Origin of the sequence: Membranihabitans marinus, from assembly GCF_021729155.1 — a bacterium.
Taxonomy (GTDB): domain Bacteria; phylum Bacteroidota; class Bacteroidia; order Chitinophagales; family Saprospiraceae; genus Membranihabitans; species Membranihabitans marinus.
Window position 1 is genome coordinate 37,049 of the sequence record NZ_JAJQYA010000015.1, and the last position, 19,451, is coordinate 56,499.

At 38.5% G+C, this 19,451-nt stretch carries 16 protein-coding genes; 5 read left to right on the forward strand and 11 right to left on the reverse strand.

Annotated elements, in window-relative coordinates; translation table 11 throughout:
- Nucleotides 1-232 precede the first annotated feature (232 nt).
- The 5 genes from LVD51_RS10975 to recR all read right to left on the reverse strand — a co-directional run bounded on the left by LVD51_RS10975 (nt 233) and on the right by recR (nt 5,567).
- Nucleotides 233-967 carry an LOG family protein gene (locus LVD51_RS10975; RefSeq protein ID WP_236971365.1) on the reverse strand — a complete coding sequence of 245 codons (735 nt, stop codon included), beginning with the start codon at nt 965-967 and terminating at the stop codon, nt 233-235.
- 36 nt (nt 968-1,003) lie between these two features.
- Entirely contained in the window at nt 1,004-2,275 is a 1,272-nt protein-coding gene (locus LVD51_RS10980) for a sigma-54-dependent transcriptional regulator (RefSeq protein ID WP_236971366.1), read from the reverse strand.
- Between the two features lie 207 nt (nt 2,276-2,482).
- Entirely contained in the window at nt 2,483-3,673 is a 1,191-nt protein-coding gene (locus tag LVD51_RS10985; protein ID WP_236971368.1) for a M20 metallopeptidase family protein, read from the reverse strand.
- A gap of 59 nt (nt 3,674-3,732) precedes the next feature.
- Nucleotides 3,733-4,944, reverse strand: coding sequence for a glycosyltransferase family 2 protein (locus LVD51_RS10990; protein WP_236971369.1), 1,212 nt, complete (start codon nt 4,942-4,944; stop codon nt 3,733-3,735).
- A gap of 5 nt (nt 4,945-4,949) precedes the next feature.
- Complete coding sequence (recR, locus tag LVD51_RS10995) at nt 4,950-5,567, reverse strand: recombination mediator RecR (protein ID WP_236971376.1); 618 nt, start codon at nt 5,565-5,567, stop codon at nt 4,950-4,952.
- Between the two features lie 113 nt (nt 5,568-5,680).
- Here recR and LVD51_RS11000 point away from each other — a divergent pair, with 113 nt between their 5' ends.
- From LVD51_RS11000 to LVD51_RS11010, 3 genes are all read left to right on the forward strand, one after another.
- On the forward strand, nt 5,681-6,931 hold the full coding sequence (locus LVD51_RS11000) for a pyruvate dehydrogenase complex dihydrolipoamide acetyltransferase (RefSeq protein ID WP_236971382.1): 1,251 nt from the start codon (nt 5,681-5,683) through the stop codon (nt 6,929-6,931).
- A 200-nt stretch (nt 6,932-7,131) separates the two neighbouring features.
- A complete protein-coding gene (locus LVD51_RS11005; RefSeq protein WP_236971384.1) occupies nt 7,132-8,712 on the forward strand; it encodes a DUF1800 domain-containing protein in 1,581 nt (526 codons plus the stop codon).
- Between the two features lie 9 nt (nt 8,713-8,721).
- Nucleotides 8,722-10,251: a DUF1501 domain-containing protein gene (locus tag LVD51_RS11010; RefSeq protein WP_236971386.1), complete on the forward strand. Its 1,530-nt coding sequence runs from the start codon at nt 8,722-8,724 to the stop codon at nt 10,249-10,251.
- Nucleotides 10,252-10,565: 314 nt separating this feature from the next.
- On the opposite strand, the gene rpmA is transcribed toward LVD51_RS11010, so the two are convergent.
- From rpmA to LVD51_RS11025, 3 genes are all read right to left on the reverse strand, one after another.
- On the reverse strand, nt 10,566-10,814 hold the full coding sequence (gene rpmA, locus LVD51_RS11015; protein ID WP_236971394.1) for a 50S ribosomal protein L27: 249 nt from the start codon (nt 10,812-10,814) through the stop codon (nt 10,566-10,568).
- 19 nt (nt 10,815-10,833) lie between these two features.
- Nucleotides 10,834-11,139, reverse strand: a complete 306-nt coding sequence (rplU, locus tag LVD51_RS11020) for a 50S ribosomal protein L21 (RefSeq protein WP_236971396.1) — start codon at nt 11,137-11,139, stop codon at nt 10,834-10,836.
- A gap of 134 nt (nt 11,140-11,273) precedes the next feature.
- Complete coding sequence (locus tag LVD51_RS11025) at nt 11,274-12,338, reverse strand: serine hydrolase domain-containing protein (RefSeq protein ID WP_236971404.1); 1,065 nt, start codon at nt 12,336-12,338, stop codon at nt 11,274-11,276.
- 187 nt (nt 12,339-12,525) lie between these two features.
- On the opposite strand from LVD51_RS11025, the gene LVD51_RS11030 reads away from it, so the two are divergent.
- Together LVD51_RS11030 and LVD51_RS11035 are read left to right on the forward strand one after the other, a co-directional pair.
- Nucleotides 12,526-13,335, forward strand: coding sequence for a DUF4349 domain-containing protein (locus tag LVD51_RS11030; protein ID WP_236971406.1), 810 nt, complete (start codon nt 12,526-12,528; stop codon nt 13,333-13,335).
- Between the two features lie 102 nt (nt 13,336-13,437).
- Entirely contained in the window at nt 13,438-15,393 is a 1,956-nt protein-coding gene (locus tag LVD51_RS11035; protein WP_236971408.1) for a M1 family metallopeptidase, read from the forward strand.
- 46 nt (nt 15,394-15,439) lie between these two features.
- Here the strand turns inward: LVD51_RS11035 and LVD51_RS11040 are convergent, their stop codons facing one another.
- From LVD51_RS11040 to LVD51_RS11050, 3 genes are all read right to left on the reverse strand, one after another.
- Nucleotides 15,440-16,573, reverse strand: a complete 1,134-nt coding sequence (locus LVD51_RS11040) for a glycosyltransferase (RefSeq protein WP_236971410.1) — start codon at nt 16,571-16,573, stop codon at nt 15,440-15,442.
- 81 nt (nt 16,574-16,654) lie between these two features.
- Nucleotides 16,655-17,083 carry a hypothetical protein gene (locus tag LVD51_RS11045; RefSeq protein WP_236971418.1) on the reverse strand — a complete coding sequence of 143 codons (429 nt, stop codon included), beginning with the start codon at nt 17,081-17,083 and terminating at the stop codon, nt 16,655-16,657.
- 537 nt (nt 17,084-17,620) lie between these two features.
- Entirely contained in the window at nt 17,621-19,378 is a 1,758-nt protein-coding gene (locus LVD51_RS11050) for an ABC transporter ATP-binding protein (protein ID WP_236971420.1), read from the reverse strand.
- Between the last annotated feature and the right edge of the window lie 73 nt (nt 19,379-19,451).

A 19,451-nucleotide genomic window follows, 5' to 3' on the forward strand; every position in this document is an offset into this window, starting at 1 on the left:
AATTAAACCTATTGCTTTTGGTATTATTCCTCCCTTGTTTAAAAGAATGACGGTCTTTTATACCGAAGTATTGCTTTCTATACAAATCTGTACTCCATACCGTCCAATACTGCTACAAACCTTGTTCTCAAGCCCACTACTGAAATGAAATACAGAAAAGGAAACATCTATAGTCATGTAAAACCCATTTGAGTCCATCTGCCTTACCTAAGAAACCAAAAAGGTGAATTGACTACAACTCGTAATTCGGCTCAAAGGTCCCTTCTTTCTCTTCGTCGTAAAACCTTCTTATTATACTCACTACTTCATCGGTATCGTCGGTTATCGGAAGAAGATTCAAATCCTCTGCATTGATGTTGTTCTCTTGTCCCAAAACAACCTCCTCTACCCAAGCCTTTAAACCAGTCCAATACTTCGATCCGTATAAAACTATGGGAATCTTTGAAATTTTTCCTGTCTGAATCAAAGTCAACACCTCGAATAATTCATCCAAAGTACCAAATCCACCAGGTAAAACCACAATGGCTTGAGCATATTTTACGAACATAACTTTTCGAATGAAGAAATATCGATGATTCAAATTCTTGTCGGCATCTATATAAGGATTACTCGAAGCTTCAAATGGAAGCTCTATGTTCAATCCCACAGATGTACCGGCCTCTAAATGAGCCCCTCTATTACCAGCCTCCATGATTCCAGGCCCACCACCAGTGATGACGCCAAAACCTTCTTGCACCAATTTTTGTGCAATCTCCGTGGCCGCTTTGTAATATTTGTTATCACTTTGTGTTCGAGCAGAACCAAATATCGAAACGCAAGGCCCAATGGCATTTAGAGTCTCAAATCCATCCACGATCTCGGCAATTACCTTAAACAAAGTCCATGAGTTTTCACCCTTGGTTACCCGCCACTGCTTCCGAGTCTTGTGGATTGGTTTTAAATGATTGTTGTTATTGTTGTTATCCATTGAGTATAATTAAAATTCCGAATAATCGACAAAGAATTATTGAGTCGTATAGGGCTTTTGATACACTTTATCCAAGTATTCTTTCGCCTCCTCCAATGAGGAAAACTTACTCATAAAATCCTTTATCCCCGGCTTACTGTAAATATCAGGATGTACATATTTTTCAACGAATTCCTCTGTCACATCATCAATACTTAGTATAATCAGGCGTTCTATAACGTTGCGAAGTTCTCGAATATTTCCCGTCCAATTGTGCATTTGAAGTTTCTGTATTGCACCCTTGGTAAATTTCTTAATCGGATAACCGCTATCTCTACATATTTTCTCGGTAAAATAAGCTACCAATTCGGGGATGTCCTCCCTTCTATCGTTCAGAGAAGGTACCTTGATATTGATAACCTGCAATCGGTGAAACAAATCCTCTCTAAACCTACCTTGATCAATTTCTAATCGAAGATTTTTATTGGTCGCAGCCAAAACCCTAACATTTACAGGCAACATCTTATCTCCCCCCACTCTCATTATCCGATTCTCTTCCAATGCGCGCAAAACCTTAGCTTGAGCCGAAAGACTCATATCTCCTATTTCATCGAGAAAAAGTGTTCCCTCATTGGCTTGCTCAAATTTTCCTATACGCTGCTTAAAGGCCGAAGTAAATGAACCTTTCTCATGTCCAAATAATTCACTTTCGATCAATTCCGAAGGTATGGCCGCACAGTTGACAGCAACCAAAGGTTTGTCTGCCCGTTGACTCTTCTCGTGTATCCATCCAGCTACCAACTCCTTCCCAGTTCCATTGTCCCCAGTGATCAATACCCTGGCGTCGGTCGGTGCTACCATATCTATCATCTGCTTAATATGAGCCAGTGATTTTGACCCTCCAATCATGGGTTGATTCGCCCATTTGGTTACCTTGCGCTGTAAGTCCTTCTTCTCAGTTACCAAAGAAGACTTATCGATAGCATTGCGAACAGTAATTAACAATCGATTTAAATCAGGTGGCTTTGAAATAAAATCAAAAGCACCTTTCTTTACTGCCTCCACCGCATTGTCGATATTGGCATGCCCGCTAATCATGATCACCGGTAAATCTGGCTTGATCTCCTGCAAACGCTCCAATGCCTCCATCCCATCAACATTTGGCATCTTAATATCCATCAATACAACATCGTAAGCCTTTTTCTTTATCTTGGCCAAACCATCCATTCCATCTTTGGCCTCATCTACGGTGTACTTCTCAAAAGACAATATATCCTTTAGCGTTCTGCGAATAGCAGCTTCATCATCAACTATTAATATTCTGGGCATATAGCGTATATTTTAAATCGAATATATATTATAAATTTATTTAATATGTCAAATTAAACAAATTTATCGCTATCTACCAAAGATTATCATATGTATTTTTAAACTAATATGTAACAAACACCTTTACAACGAACAAAAATAAAGACCCATTCTATAGGAAATTGTTAAGTGGATTCCTCCCTTCGAGAATCGTATCCCCTTAGAAATTTACATTCCCTTCAGTCGATTTATCGCCATATATGCCATCAATCCAGAACTTACCTTAAAACAATCTTCGTCTACATCAAATGTCGGCGAGTGCAACTGAGATTTAATCCCTCTTTCTATATTGCCAACTCCCAATCGATAGAAGCAAGATGGAACTTCCTTGGTGTAATAAGCAAAATCTTCAGCCGTCATCTGAATCGGCAATTCTACAACGTTCTCTGGTCCTAAAAATTCCTTGGCAAAGTCAGTCATTTGGGCTGTAGTAGCTGGATCGTTGTACAAAAAAGGATATCCTCTAACTATTTCCAACTCCACTTCTGCCCCCATGGACTTGGCCGTGTAATGGGCTACATCTTTGATGTATTGATGAGCTTTATCGCGCCATTTTTCATCCATGGCTCTAAATGTTCCCTCAACATAGACGGTTTCAGGAATTACATTCGTCGATCCACCATCAGAGGCAATCTTGCCAAAAGTTAAGACCGTTGGTTTGGTTGGGTCGGCTCGTCGGCTGATTACTTGTTGCATAGCCACCAATATATGAGAGGTGACCAATGTAGTATCGATACAAGCATGAGGTAGGGCTCCGTGACCACCTTTACCCTTGACCGTCAAAAAGATTTCGTCGGTGGATGCCATATACATACCTGGTCTAAAACCAACTTTTCCAGCAGCTAAGGGGGGATGTACATGTTGGCCGACAACAGCACTAGGACGAGGCGTGTCCAATACACCATCCTTTATCATCAATGATGCTCCACCAGGAAGACGCTCTTCAGCAGGTTGAAAAATTAATTTCACCGTCCCTTCAAACTCACTCCTCATTTCATTGAGAATCCGGGCCGTACCCAAAAGAGATGTAGTATGTACATCATGTCCACATGCATGCATAACCCCCTTCACCTTAGATGCATAGGGTTGGTTGGTCATTTCCTCAATAGGCAAGGCATCCATATCAGCTCTTAAAGCAATTACTTGACCATTGTCCTTATGACCTTTTAATTCTCCCACTACTCCATATCCACCTACGTTGGTCTTAATGGGTATATCCATCGCCTCTAGTTTACTGGCAACCAGAGCAGAGGTCTCTTTTTCTTCAAAGGATAGTTCTGGATGCATGTGTAAATGCCGTCTCAACTCAATACTATCTGCCAATATCTCTTGGCTCAATTCCTTTATCTTTTGAATCATCTTTTATTATTGTTTAATCAATCAATGTTTTAACAGTTATATACGAATTACAATTTATATTAAAAAGAGAGAACGTCTCCCTGCTTATTTTTCATATTTGAAGAAAGTACAAAACCCCTTTCCGAATCCGATAAGAGATATTGAGCGGTGGGGCAGGTTTCCATAAGAGATACAATATTTCCAAACCCCATTCGCTTGGTATCTAAAATCACTTCACTCTGTGGAAACAATTGCAAATACTCCACAATATACCTTAACGGTATCCCATCTCGCAATTCATTCCCTTCATAAACCATTGGCATACTACCCTCTACCAATTGCCCTTCCAATCTCTCTCGCAATTCAATATCATTGGACATTAAAACACCATGACTCAGTCGAACTTTTTTAACCACTCTCGGTTTGGCAAAGGGAAGGAATAACCATTTAAAAAATGCTTTTACATTCTTTATAATACTTACAGCCAATACCAAAATCTTAGATTCTATAGATCCATATAGGATACCTTTGTACTTTTTTATAAATAATGCCATTGATGTAAAAAAGAAATCATTGTAACTCAAAAGAGACTTCTGAGTGCTTTCTCCTTTAAAATGTATGGCAGACAATTTCCCAACATACAACAATCTGTATCCGCTCTGTCTAATCCTATACGACAAATCGATGTCTTCGGCATACATAAAAAACCGAGGATCAAATCCACCTACCTTATCTAACACATCACGCCTAATCATCATATAAGCACCGGATAAAACCTCCACCTCATCCACATCGTAATAGCCAATATTGGGAGCATAATATCCATTGAAAAAATCAACATTGGGAAAGATCTTACTCAAGCCAAGAAATTTATAGCACGATGAGGAAAATGAGGGAATCGATCTTTTACTTTCCGGTAAAATTTGCCCCCTTCCATCAATTAAACGAATTCCTAATGCGCCAACTTTTGGTGTTTGATACAAATACTGAAGGCTCTCTGTTAAGGTCTTTTCTCCGACCACGGTATCGGGATTCACAAACAATATGATCTTTCCTTGGGCTATAGCAATGGCTTGATTACAAGCTTTTCCAAAACCAATATTTTCCTTATTGGCCAAAACCTTTACCCTCGGAAAATGATGTCGAAGATAAGATACTGAATCATCGACAGAATCATTATCCACTACGATAATTTCCGCTTCTATTTCTTCTGTAGCTGCCAACACAGATTGGAGACAGAGACTCAAATAGTGTTTTACATTGTAACTGATAATAATTATTGATAAATCCATTTATACTATTGACCATTAAAGAATTTATCTACCGGTTGGCGCGATTGAATCGCTCGTCCTAGAGTAAACTCATCGGCATAATCTAATTCACCACCAAATGACACTCCCCTCGCTATTGAGCTTACCCTTACCTTGCCATCGAGATGACTGGATAAATAATACATGGTAGTATCGCCTTCAATCGTAGCACTTATGGCCATAATAACCTCTTGAATATTTTCAGATTCAATTCTTGCAAATAAATCGGAAAAATTGAGTTCCTCTGGCCCTATACCATCGATGGGAGATATCAGCCCCCCCAATACGTGGTACCTACCCATAAATTGGCCAGTATCTTCTATGGCTATCAAATCCTTGATGGACTCTACTATACACAAGGTTCCGTTTTCTCGCCTTTTATCGGCACATATATCGCAAACCGGTTGGTCAGAATAATTTCTACAGTGTTTACACAAAGTCAACTGTTGCCTCATAGACTCCAATGACTGTATCATTTCAGCAGCTACATCGTCTGATCGATCGGCCAAATACATGGCCAACCTCAAGGCTGATTTTTTCCCAATACCAGGCAGTTTTCCTAAAACAGCTGTCAATTGCTCTAAACTTTTTGGTAATCTATTCATTTATCAAAAATAACATTTTCTTTAACCCTATCAATACAAAAACTTTTATAATTGTTTGATTATATTTGTGAATTGGAAGAGTTATTTACCGAAATACTAATTTAAATTGAGATATGGCAGAAGTAATTAGAATGCCTCGAATGAGCGACACCATGGAAGAAGGTGTCATTGTTGGTTGGCTTAAAAAAGAAGGTGACGTTGTGGAACCTGGCGACGTATTGGCAGAAGTGGAAACCGATAAAGCCACCATGGATTTGGAAAGTTATCAAGAAGGAGTACTTCTGTATATTGGTGTAAAAGAAGGTCCAGTTCCCGTGGATGCTCTAGTAGCTATCATAGGCGAAGCAGGCGAGGACTTCCAAGACCTCTTAGCGGATGCACAGTCCGAAACAAGTACTTCATCTGACAGCAAATCCGATGAAAAACCAAGTGAAGAAGCAAGTGCAGCCACTGAAAACAACGGAGTAACAGAAGCTGTTGTAGATCAACCTACCCCATCTGACGACAGACTAAAGGCATCGCCATTAGCAAAGAAAATAGCTAAAGAAAAAGGACTCGACATCCAAAATATTGCAGGCACTGGAGAAGGTGGTCGTATTATTAAAAAAGATGTGGAATCAGCAGTGGCTCAACCCGCTAGTCAACCCGCAACAAGTGCTCCATCAATAGTAGTACCTGCCGGGGAAGATCAAAAAGTTCCTGTAAGTCAAATGAGAAAAGTAATTGCCAAGCGATTGAGCGAAAGCAAATATACAGCTCCGCATTTCTACCTTACCGCTGAGATCAATATGGACAACGCAATCCAAGCGCGTAAAATGATCAATGATGGAGAAGATGATGTTCGCATCTCTTTCAACGATATCGTGATCAAAGCTACTGCAGCAGCCTTGCGTCAACATCCATTTGTAAACGGTTCTTGGAATGGCGATCATCTTTTACTACACGGAGACATCCATATTGGTGTAGCTGTAGCTGTGGAAGATGGACTAATGGTACCTGTTGTGAAAAATGCAGACTTCAAATCACTCTCTCAAATCAAAGCAGAAGTTAAAGATTTGGCAACAAGAGCACGTACTAAAAAATTGAAACCAGACGAAATGCAAGGAAATACCTTTACCATTTCTAACTTGGGCATGTTTGGTATCGACGAATTTACTGGTATCATCAACCCCCCAGATTCTTGTATCTTAGCCGTAGGTGCTATTAACAAGAAACCCATTGTGGTCAATGATGCCATCGTTATTGGCAGTACAATGAAAATCACCCTGTCTTGCGACCACAGAATAGTCGACGGCGCAGTTGGTGCTCAATTCTTGCAAACGCTTAGAAAATATTTGGAAAATCCAATGAAACTTCTATTGTAATAATTGATTACATTAAATAATACAAAAGGTCACTGAGATTATAATTTCAGTGGCCTTTTTTAGTTCTATAGAAAGCATTGATTCAATTTACACAAAAAAAGATAATCCTTTATTAAACCTAAGACGGCATTTGCCCTCTATATAGTAATTGAATTCGCTTAACCATCCGTTTTTAGTCACCGTGAAAGTAAAATCATATTATGAATAGCCTCAATCCATATACCGATATATTAACACCAACGCTGACGAGACACTTGTTAAATAGAACAGTGTTGGGATATTCTAAAACCCAATACGAACAAGTGCAATCCGAATCCCTATCCAATGTCATCACCTATTTATTGCGCGACTTAAATCCCCCCTCTCCTCCAATCAATTACGATTATCCCGACGACATTCACGTGCCAATCGGAGAAACTTGGATTGACGCACCCTACGACAAAGATAATTTCAATAAAATATACAATTATCGCAATAGAAGTCTGGTCACCACTGTCATTCAATATCTCATGACAGAACAAAATAGTATCTATCCAAAAATGATATTGTTTTGGCACAATCATTTTGTCACGAGCGAGATCCAAGACCCAAGATTTAATTTCAACTATTTCATGACTTTACATCAACATGCATTGGGCAATTTCAAAGAATTTACCAAAGCCATGATCATCAATCCCTCAATGTTGAGATACCTCAATGGCAATCAAAATACAGCAACCAATCCCAATGAAAACTTTGCTAGAGAACTCTTAGAATTATTTACCATTGGCAAGGGACCAATAGTCAGCGATGGAGACTATACCCATTACACAGAGGAAGATGTAGTATCTATCGCAAAAGCACTAACCGGGTGGCGGGATATAGGATATAGAAGCATCGAAAATACCGTGGCCGATTCTTACTTCCGCACTTTTTATCACGACAAATCGGACAAAGTCCTTTCTCATCGATTTGACAATCAAACCATCTCCAATGAAGAAGAAAAGGAATACAAAACCGTAGTCGACATTATCTTTGCCAAAAAAGAAGTTGCCCGATTTATCTGTAGAAAATTTTATCGTTATTTTATCGATTCTACCATCGATGAAAGTGTTGAAAACAACGTAATTACACCATTGGCCGATATAATGTACGACGCTGATTACGAAATAAAACCAGTGCTTGCTGCACTCCTAAACAGCCAAGCCTTTATCGACGAAAACAAGGTTGGAGCCATTATTAAAAATCCTATCGAATTTTTACTCCCCTTTCTCAAACACAGCAATATCACCATAGAGCCCGTTCACAATATTTCTCGACAAAGATATTGGTATTTATGGCAGCTAACCGAACACCTCGGAATGGGGATATTCAAAGTACCTAGCGTTTCGGGCTGGAAAGCATATTACCAAGAACCGACTTGGTATAAAAACTGGATCAATACGACTACCCTCAAGGATCGCTATGCTGTAGCGGTAAGCTACTTGGAGAGAAGGACTAATTTTAGTAAAGACATAGGGTCTAATATTATAGATTATATAAGTCAGCTGAACAGTCCAGAATTTCCAGGAGAATTAGTCAGAGAACTCAGCGAACTCATGTTACCCAAAACCCTGACTGACGAACAAATCCAAGCCCTCAAAGAAAGTTTTATTCCAGGTCTCCCCGACTACGAATGGACGATTGAATACCAACAGTACTTGGACAATCCCAACGATGAAGATTTAAAAAATGCCCTAAACTCAAAACTAAAATTATTGATATACAATATCGTCAGCTTACCCGATTATCAAATCATATAACAGTCTGCCATGAAAAGAAGAAAATTTATTAAAAACATGTCGGCTTTATACTTGCCGGTGACCATGGGTATCCCAGGACTTTCCTTTTCAAATATAGCCCCCATCATTGAAAACAATCCAGACAAAACCCTTATAATCATCCAACTTATTGGTGGTTATGATGGACTCAGTGCTTTTATTCCCTTAGACCAATACAGCAACCTCCAGTCCGTGCGTTCCAATATCTTACCTACAGAGAAATCCTTGTTAAAAGTAGGAGATAAAAACGCCTTTCACCCAGCATTGAGTGGATTCCAAAAACTATTCAATGAAGGCAAGATGACAGTAGTACAAAATGTAGGCTATCCCTTACAAAATAGATCTCACTTTCGCTCAACTGATATTTGGAATTCGGCATCGGGAAGTACGGAATATCTAAACTCCGGATGGTTGGGCAGATACAGTGATATCTACAACAATGTAGAAACCGACTATCCTTGGGCTATAAGTATCGGCAACAATGTATCTGAAACCTGTCAGGGTGAAACCAGTAATCACGCCATATCACTATTAGATCCCAGCAAACCAATAACCCTACCCTATGGAGAAGTCAATGAATTGGGCAATGGTTCATTCGCCGATAATATGAACTATATTTTGGAGACCATATCGGCCAATAACAAATATGGAACCATCTTGGAATCTACTTTTAATAAAGGCAATAGTCTCTCTACCCTATACCCCGACAACAACTCTTTAGCACAACAATTCAAAACCATAGCCCAACTTTTATCAGGGGGATTGAAAACACCAATCCTCACCGTCAGTCTCGGTGGATTTGACACCCATGCCAACCAAGTCAGCAATTCAGATAATACTCAGGGTACTTTGCCACAATTATTACAAACTCTAGGCGACGCCCTCTACGCTTTCTGGGACGACTTATCTCTACTCGGACTTGAAAACAAAGTGATGGCCATGACTTATTCAGAATTTGGAAGGAAGATTAGATCCAATGCCAGTTTGGGAACTGATCACGGCGATGCAGCACCTATGTTTTTATTCGGGAATTGTCTCAATCAACAAATCATTGGAAGCAATCCCATTATTCATCCCGATGTATCGCAAAGAGATGGCATTCCTTTTGAAATCGATTATCGCAATGTTTATGGAAGTATCCTATCCGATTATTTCCCCTATACAGAAAGTGATACCTTAGCTTTGTTTCCCCAACACGATTTTCAAAAACTTGACATTACTACATCCTGTGAGACCATTACGTCCAATTCTCAAAACTTTGATACCTCTTCTATTACTGTATTTCCTCAACCGACAAGGAATTATCTAGTAGTTCAAATGACTGTAATGTCTACAAACACCTTGCAGCTCATTCTCAGAGATGATGGCGGGAAACAGATTAAACAGTGGAAATTCAATACCAGAGGCAAAACAAAATTCGAGGAAACCTTGCACTTTAATGGATTGGTTACTGGGATGTATTTTTTAGAATTTAAAACGGAAAGCAAAAGAGTTCAAAAGAAGATTATCATCCAAGCCTAACGGTATGCAAATCTATAATTTCTCTTTAATTCGAGCATTAAATACAATGTTGAGTACATCTAGGAATTTTTAGGAAATATAACCGACGATTATAAATTCATTTGGTATTTTATCGGATTCCATACCTAACTTGAGCTTAGGCTATCGATGTATTGAGGGTCAAAATAAAATAATAGAGATATTTGAAGGGATTATAAGAGCTAGACAAACAAGCCCAACCATGTCATTATACAACAAAAAAGACTAGCTTCAACATGGAAGCCAGTCTTTATAAATATCTTTTGAGTTCTGATAAATCAGATCGCAAAAACAAATTACACTACGTGTACGAAGTTTCTATTATTCTTACCCTTCTTGAAATTGATGGTACCATCAGTCAAGGCAAACAAAGTATGGTCTCTTCCGATCCCTACGTTATTTCCTGGGTGGAACTTCGTTCCTCGTTGTCTTACGATGATATTGCCAGCGATTACCGCTTGACCACCAAACAACTTTACACCTAATCTTTTGCTGTTACTATCTCGTCCATTATCTGAACTACCTACACCTTTCTTATGTGCCATAGCTTATAATATTTTAGTGTTATGCAATTTTATCGATCTTCACACGAGTGAGATACTGTCTGTGGCCATTTCTTCTTCTATAGCCTTTTCTTCTCTTTTTCTTAAAAACGATTACTTTATCGTCTTTCAAATGCTCAATTACAGTAGCTGATACATTTACTTCGAGACTAGGAGTCCCTATTTCAACATTGCCCTCATGACTTGTTAAATGTACATTTTCAAAAGTCACTTGACTTCCTTCTTCTGCATCAAGTCTATGTACAAACAACTCTTGTCCTTCTGCTACTTTAAATTGCTTTCCCGCAATGGATACTACAGCAAACATATTGTTCTGAATTAATAAATGATTAAAAAATTGGACTGCAAAGATAGGATTAAGTTTGAATAAAACAAATAAGGACTCAAATATATTTTATAATAATATTGTCTAAGAAGTACTTAGATAGTAAATCCTACCATCTAAAGCCCCAACATCTCCATCGCAGTATCAATATATTCATATATATCTTCAGTCATATCTCGCTCTACCACTTTGATTTTTGATTTCCGTTTACCCAATCTCGTAATCACTACATTATGTGACGGAATCACTATAACGTACTGGCCCAAATGTCCCCGCATCATATAAAATGGGTATTTATACTTCTCGTCCATCCACAAACCGTATCCGTATTGAGGACTATCCTCAAAATAAGGCTTGGCCATAAGGTCTATAAATCCAGCGTCTATCAATTGCTTTCCCTTCCACTCTCCTCGCTGCAACAACAACTGCCCCAACTTTAAAAAATCTCGTCCACATGCATTGATACAGCAATATGCCCGTTCTATACCAGTGACATCATCGATCATCCACTGTCCGGCTTCCTCCATGCCCATGGGCTGCCATAATTTGTTGGATAAATATTCTGACAGGGATATAGGAAGGGCTTGATCTAAGACCATAGCCAACAATTGGGTATTGCCACTGAGATATTCAAAAGATTCACCGGGCTTCTCCCTGATCCGTCGACTGGTAATAAGGTTGGAAATATTATCTCCATAATAAGCCTCTGTGGTCACATTAATGGGCAGATAATACGACTCTTGCCAATCCATTCCAGAACTCATGCGAGCCAAATCTCCTACCGTCAATTCATGACCATTACCAGAGCGATATTGGGGGAAAAAATCACTGACTTTTTGATCTAACCCCTCAATATAACCATCCTCTATTGCACATCCCAACAGAAGGGTGACCACTGATTTGGCCATAGAAAAAGAATTGGAAATACTGTGAGCTTCGTGATCTTTAAAATAGGTCTCAAACACCAATTGCCCATCTTGAGACAATAAAAAGGCAACGGTTTTAAGATTTTTCATATAATCCATACGAGACGCTGACATAGAAAGTTTTCCATATCTGGCATCAGTCTTCCAGGGCTGAGCTTCCCCGCTGTCTATAAGTCGAGAAGAAAAATACTGATAATCATATATACCTGTCGTCCATTGTCCTTTTAACAAGGTATATCGAATAGCCTTGGCCATGTAGCCATGCCTGAATTTTAACATATAAATACAGACAACCACAACTACAATTATGAAAAAATATACTATATTACCTATCATCATTCCTCTTTAAATCTCCCAGCTAATAAAATAGTGAAACTCCACTCAAAGTTTCCAATCAAACACTGCCCTAATTAATTCATTTTTTCAACTCAATACATTAGCAATGGAGTATAAATATAATTTGTTTTTCATAATTGGTCTTTTATTTTACTCCCTTCTCAGTTGCACTACTGACATGGATACTGCGGCGTCCTATGCGCAGACAATGTCCCCATCCATACAATCAGACCTATCCCACAATGCAACCATCGTAAAAGAAGGGTCAATCGTATTCAAAACAAAAGACATAGAAGAAACTGGGAGCTTTATTCGAAACAAAATCGATACTTTGGAAATCATCCTGGTCTCAGATCAACAATACAGCACCGAACACAGCATTCGAAACGACTTGGTAGTCCAAGTACCCATCCAGTTCTTAGACAGTTTTATGGACAATATCCTACATCACGCTCACAGTGTAGTACACAAACAAATCATCAGCAAGGATGTCGGCGAAGAGAAGGGAAATAGTGAGATTTATCTAAAAAGTCAAAAAGAATTAGAAGAAAAATTTATCCATTTATTAGAAAAAACAAAAAATATTGGAGAGATTATTGAACTGGAAAATCAACTCAACATCGTCAGACAAAAAATCTATGAACTCGAGTACAGTGCACAAAACCTCAAACAGAGAATCTCATATGCCTCTCTCACCATATCATACCATCAAGATATTCCATTGGCCAAACGATTTGGCAATAAAATAAAATCTGGAGTATACACAGTATGGAACAATCTTATGCTTTTTGTCATCTTTGTTGTTAACCTCTGGCCCTTCTTTGTCCTTTTTACCATATTTTACTATTGGTATTGGCGCAGGAGAAAAATTAAGATAGCAAAAGCTAAAAACCAAGATCAGATCATTAAAAAATAATTCCGCAGTCAAAACCAGACTCAAATACTTGTTTATAAAGTTTTTAAAAGTTTTAATAATCCTTTATATCTTTGTACAATTATATAACTAAACATGCTTTGAATGAGTAAAATAATGAAAATAAGTTTTACAATTGGATTGATGATGACCATGATGTTTTCTGTGTATTCACAGGAAGAAGTCGTGGAGAGAAATCAAGAAATATTTGCTGATTTTATGTACCAACCTGGGAACGAATATCGAACTGCCTCAGGTAAACCAGGTCCTAAATACTGGCAGAACTCAGCAGATTACAAACTTGACGTTCACCTAGATCCAAGCGCTCACTCCATCAATGGCCATGTAGACATCTATTATACCAACAACAGTCCAGAAGAACTCGAATTTATTTGGCTAATCTTAGAGCAAAATCGATTCACTCCAGATTCAAAAGGGACATTAACCACACCGGTAATGGGCAATAGATACACTGGAGACGTTAATGGAGGATACCAATTATCGAATGTAAAAGTGGTAGATGACAACAAAACCACATCGACCGATTACAGTATCAGCGATACCAGAATGAAGATCAACCTCAAAGACGCCATACCGGCCAATGGAGGAAAGGCTACCATCAGTATGGATTTTTCATTTACCATCCCTCAGAAAGGAATGGATAGAATGGGAAGAATGACGGTAGAAGATGGTGAGATTTACGCATTAGCTCAGTGGTACCCCAAAGTGGCCGTCTTTGACGATATCCAGGGTTGGAACATTGAACCTTATTTGGGAGCTGGGGAATTTTATTTAGAATATGGCGATTTTGATTGCTATATCACAGCACCCTATGACCAAATAGTCGTGGCTTCAGGAAAATTAATGAATCCCAAGAAAGTATTGTCCAAAACTTTATTAGACAGATGGGAAAAGGCCGCAAAAAGTGATACCACTGTATTTTTAATAGCTCCAGATGAAATTAAAAACTACGACCTTACTCGTCCCAAGACTTCGGGGACTTTCACTTGGCATTATCAAATATTAAATGCACGAGATTTTGCCTTTGCCAGCTCGAATGCTTTTATATGGGATGCGGCAAAAATGGATTTGGGGAATAATTTATACGGCATGGCTCAATCCGTATATCCCAAAGAAAGTCAAGGCTCTGATGGTTGGGGACGATCCACTGAGTACACCAAAAAATCTATAGAACATTACTCCAACAAATGGTATACCTATCCCTACCCAACGGCTATTAACGTGGCTTGTCATGTCGGAGGAATGGAATACCCAGGTGTGTCATTTTGCAGATTCCAAGCAAAAAACAGGTCTCTTTGGGGGGTTACTGACCATGAATTTGGTCACAATTGGTTTCCGATGATTGTCGGTTCCAACGAAAGAAAATACGCTTGGATGGACGAAGGATTCAACACTTTCATCAATTACTATAGCACATTGGACTTTAACGATGGAGAATACAGTGCCACACTGAACAGAACAAGACAATTCACTTCTTGGTTTAACAACAACTCACGAGAACCCATCGCCACTTATCCCGATGTAGTTCAAGTATCCAACTTGGGAATGATAGGTTATAGAAAACCAGGAATGGGATTACTTTTGTTGAGAGAATACATTTTGGGTCCAGAACGATTTGATGAAGCATTCAAAGCTTATATTGAAAGATGGGCCTATAAACATCCTACACCCAACGATTTTTTCAACACGATAAATAACGTTGCAGGAGAAAACCTCAGTTGGTTCTGGAGAACTTGGTTCTATGGCAATGGCAACATAGATCTCAGCATCCAATCTGTCAATCCATACAAAGGCAATTACATCATCCAATTGGGTAATCTAGGAGAAATTCCCATGCCTGTATTATTAAAAATAACCTATGAAGACGACAGTGAAGATACGGTCAAACTACCAGTAGAAATATGGCAGCGCGGCAACCAATGGAATTACTTACACGAGACCGACAAAAAAATAAAATCGGTTGAGTTAGATCCCAACAAATTACTTCCCGACGTCAATGGATCCAATGATATTTGGCCATTGCAGTACTACAAGAAATAACCGAGATTATCAACTCGAAACAAATCACATCCCTTTAGTCAAACGATTAAAGGGATTTTTTTATGTTACTATTATTCAGTCTCCCCTTCCAGGTAAACTCCCCTTGTTTTAATATCCGATAAAGTAAAATGCTGGCATAAAAAAATTGAAAGTAAGAAGCCCCTATAATTTCCCTAGTCATTGCATTTTGCCCAGTCCACCACAGTCCAGTGCGAATAATGATATAGTCCATAATAGATTTGGAAATAATAAAATAAAACAAATAAGTCCTAGATAGTGGATGGACAATACTCAGAATTATCAATATCAAAAAAACAATATTATGAGCTATAAAGGAGTAAAGATACCAATTGGTACCGACATGGACATAGGCTTTTGACTTGCTCGCCCAACGCAGTCGCTGATTGAGAAAGGATTCAAAATTAGGCTGAACCCAAGTACTCACAATGGCCTTCTTGGCCTTGACATAGGCTATTTTCATTCCGTGAGCCACAGCTTTGTGAACAAAAAACACATCGTCTCCAGAAGCAATATGGGCATTGGATTCAAAGGGATTTAACTCCAAAAATGTTTTCCTGTAAAATCCCATATTTGCCCCATTCGAAGAATAGAAGGTTCGACTAACCAATCCAGCACAATTGATGATATTGAGAGCGGCCTGCTCTATTTTCTGATATTTCTGGACATAATTCCCTTGGCTCTTTCCCTGCAATACGAGGGGCCCAACAACTATATCGGCTGATTTGCCAATTAAGCTCCCTACCATGTTAATCACCCAATTTTCTCCCACTATGCAATCGCCGTCGAGAGTAAGGATAATTTCACCGGCAGCTTCTTTTACACCGGCATTAATAGCCGCTTTCTTGCCATGTTGATTGGGGCCAAGTGCTAGGTATTTCACCATAGAATATTGTGATACGACCTCGGCCGTTTCATCGCTACTGTGATCATCGACAACCAAAATTTCAAATCCGTCGTAAGCATAAGACTGCTTCAGGATGGAATCAATACAAGCAGCGATATTCTTTCCTTCATCCCGCACCGGGATGAGTACGGTCAATGAAAGCTGCGGCAGGTCCTTAATATTGAGAGATATGTTGGCGGTTCGGTTCCAGGTAAACCAGAGGAACAACTGAACGAGTATATAGACACTTCCAATCAAAGTCAAGAAGAGCAACATAAATATTTTTTTAGTCTAGTAGATGCTACCTTACTACAGACAATTTTTTACGGGTTATTCCGATGAAAGTAGATTGCTAATTTAACGATAGTTTTTCATCGAATCAACATTATCTATATCTTCTTCTGGCAATTCTATATAATCGATATATTCACTATCAGAAAAACCCTCTGCTTCATAATTCATTTTCTCCAATCTGGCTCTTGAACGGGCTCTAAAAAATAATATAAGACAGGTTATAGGAAATCCGACAATGGACAAAAGGGTAAGGGCTATTCCATACAATGGATTTTTCACTATCGATTGCCAAAGATATATTGCAAAATTTTTAACCGTAGCAAAATGAATAAACATTGCCGAAATCAACAATATAGGTGCCAAAAAAGAAAGTCCAATTAACACCCATTTAGTAATGTAGAAACCAATATACAAGAGAGAGAAAACAAAAAGTAGTCCCATAATGATTTGGACAGTAGAGATAGGTTTTCTTTGGGAATTAAAATAAATCATAAGTATAAATTTTTGCTTGCCTCAATACGAAGATAATAATACTTTTTCAACCCGTTTTTGAAGCTCTGTCTTTTAATACGAATTACGTTTATAATTAACGGAAATCTTTCGATTTATTTGAAGTTTTACTTCGTTTAAAATACTCGCCGTAGCTATGGCTATGCTGGCCCCCCTCCCGAAACGCGGAGGTTTTGGCTCCTTCATCATTGACCGATTTACGGTCAATGGCTCTTTGAGCTTCATTCAGTCGTAACCTCGTCTAACTCCAAATATTTTCAAAATCTTTTCCATCATCATAAAACGTAAATCGTATAAGTTTAATTTAGGTCTTATACGAATTACATTCATAATACAACTATTAGAATCAACCACTAGATATAAGTTTAGTTTCCTTTGAAGAGGGGTTTTCGATAAATGTCGAGAAATCATCGATCATCGACATGTAATTATGCCGCCCAAGAGAATCAACAGAATGAGAGGAGGGAGAAAAAACATCAACACCTCACATATAAATTTAAAAGAAATCTTTTTAAAGACTTAAATTTCCTCAAATTGAAGTTCGTACAGACTCCTAAATTTGCCATCTTCTTTTTCAAGAAGTTCCGAAAAGGTTCCAAATTCGATAATCTCTCCTTTGTCGAGGACCAGTATTTTATTGGCGTGTTTGATAGTGCTCAGTCTATGGGCAATAATAATAGAGGTACGTCTGGATATCAATTTTTCAATGGCGTATTGTATGAGATTTTCGGTCTCCAGATCTATATTAGAAGTAGCTTCATCCAAAATCAATACATCGGGATTGAAGATCAACAATCGAACAAATGATATCAATTGACGTTGGCCTGAAGACAGATTGGACCCTCTCTCGGTTATCATAAAATGATATTGATTGGGCAATTCCATTAGAATATCATGGGCTCCAATCATTTTTGCACATTGAATTACAGTCTCCTCATCGATGGATTCGTCCATCATGCGAATATTGTCCAATATGGTGCCCGAAAACAAAAATACATCTTGCAATACCAATCCTATTCTAGATCGCAGTGCGTCCAATTGGTAGGACTTTACATCTCTATCGTCCAGTTTGATTTCCCCCGAACGCGTTTCATAAAATCTTGAAAGGATATTGATCAAAGTCGTCTTACCCGAACCGGTACTTCCCACTACGGCCAAGGTTTCCCCAGGATTGATTTCAAAAGTGATGTCCCGCAACACATCATTTTCTCCATCGTAAGAAAAATAGACTTGATTAAAGCTTATTTTCCCCTCTACTGAAATCGGTTCAAATTCACCATTGTTTTCGATTTTATCCTTTTTATCGATCAAATTAAATATTCGCTCCCCTGCTACGATTCCCATCTGAAGAGTGTTGATCTTATCTGCCAACATCCTCATGGGTCGGAACAACATATTTAGGAAAATGGGAAATACCACTAGACTACCAAAAGACAGATCGTCACTGATGATGCCCTTGGCACCCCACCACACCAACAATGCCAATGCCAGTGCAGATATAATTTCTACAACTGGAAAGAACACTGCGTAATAAAGGATGGAATCGAGGTTGGCCTTGGTATATTCTCTGTTTATCGTATTAAATTTGGACTTCTCCTTCTCTTCTGCATTAAATATTTGCACAATATACATACCGCTTAATCGCTCTTGAAGGAAGGCATTCATCCTCGCTATTTGTGCTCTCACCTTTTGATAGGCAATTTTCACCTTTTCTTTAAATATATAGGTCGCTATCATCATAAGTGGCAAAGTCAACATCACGATCAAGGTCAACCGCACACTAATAACAATCATAGTTATCAATACAGCAAATATCCTCAGAATATCGGCCACCATAATCAGTACGCCTTGGGTAAATACTTGATTGACGGATTCGACATCGTTAATAGTCCGGGTCGTAGTTGTCCCCACAGGAGTTTGATCGAAATACCTCAACTGCAATGACAGAACTTGGTTAAATACCCTTGCCCTTAGATCTCGTATCACATTTTGTCCTAATAGATTGGAAAGGAATACAAAGAAATACCGCAATACTACCTCGAGGATTAGCACTCCGATCATGATCAAAGTTATGATTAACAAACCATCAAAATCATAATTTATAATATAGTCATCCACAGCTTTATTGATCAGTACTGGTCGAATCACACCTATGGGTGCAAGAACGATAGCCAATAGAGCAGAGACGATAAATAATTGTTTGTATTTACTTCCCAGAGAAAGAATGCGCATTAACACATTCCAATCAAATTTATTTCCTTTTATGTTTTTCGCCATGGATTCACGAAGATAATACAAGTTAACTACAGAGTTATTAAATTTGTTTAAGATCAAGGCTAATCTCACAAAA

Excerpts from the sequence above, each read along its gene's own strand:
- LVD51_RS10990 (WP_236971369.1), bottom strand. The coding sequence starts at position 4,944 with ATGGATTTATCAATAATTATTATCAGTTACAATGTAAAACACTATTTG.
- LVD51_RS11040 (WP_236971410.1), bottom strand. The coding sequence starts at position 16,573 with ATGTTGCTCTTCTTGACTTTGATTGGAAGTGTCTATATACTCGTTCAG.
- LVD51_RS11045 (WP_236971418.1), bottom strand. The coding sequence starts at position 17,083 with ATGATTTATTTTAATTCCCAAAGAAAACCTATCTCTACTGTCCAAATC.
- rplU (WP_236971396.1), bottom strand. The coding sequence starts at position 11,139 with ATGTTTGCTGTAGTATCCATTGCGGGAAAGCAATTTAAAGTAGCAGAA.
- LVD51_RS11000 (WP_236971382.1), top strand. The coding sequence starts at position 5,681 with ATGGCAGAAGTAATTAGAATGCCTCGAATGAGCGACACCATGGAAGAA.
- recR (WP_236971376.1), bottom strand. The coding sequence starts at position 5,567 with ATGAATAGATTACCAAAAAGTTTAGAGCAATTGACAGCTGTTTTAGGA.
- LVD51_RS11025 (WP_236971404.1), bottom strand. The coding sequence starts at position 12,338 with ATGGCCAAGGCTATTCGATATACCTTGTTAAAAGGACAATGGACGACA.
- LVD51_RS10980 (WP_236971366.1), bottom strand. The coding sequence starts at position 2,275 with ATGCCCAGAATATTAATAGTTGATGATGAAGCTGCTATTCGCAGAACG.
- LVD51_RS11050 (WP_236971420.1), bottom strand. The coding sequence starts at position 19,378 with ATGGCGAAAAACATAAAAGGAAATAAATTTGATTGGAATGTGTTAATG.
- rpmA (WP_236971394.1), bottom strand. The coding sequence starts at position 10,814 with ATGGCACATAAGAAAGGTGTAGGTAGTTCAGATAATGGACGAGATAGT.
- LVD51_RS10975 (WP_236971365.1), bottom strand. The coding sequence starts at position 967 with ATGGATAACAACAATAACAACAATCATTTAAAACCAATCCACAAGACT.
- LVD51_RS11035 (WP_236971408.1), top strand. The coding sequence starts at position 13,438 with ATGAGTAAAATAATGAAAATAAGTTTTACAATTGGATTGATGATGACC.
- LVD51_RS11030 (WP_236971406.1), top strand. The coding sequence starts at position 12,526 with ATGGAGTATAAATATAATTTGTTTTTCATAATTGGTCTTTTATTTTAC.
- LVD51_RS11010 (WP_236971386.1), top strand. The coding sequence starts at position 8,722 with ATGAAAAGAAGAAAATTTATTAAAAACATGTCGGCTTTATACTTGCCG.
- LVD51_RS11005 (WP_236971384.1), top strand. The coding sequence starts at position 7,132 with ATGAATAGCCTCAATCCATATACCGATATATTAACACCAACGCTGACG.
- LVD51_RS10985 (WP_236971368.1), bottom strand. The coding sequence starts at position 3,673 with ATGATTCAAAAGATAAAGGAATTGAGCCAAGAGATATTGGCAGATAGT.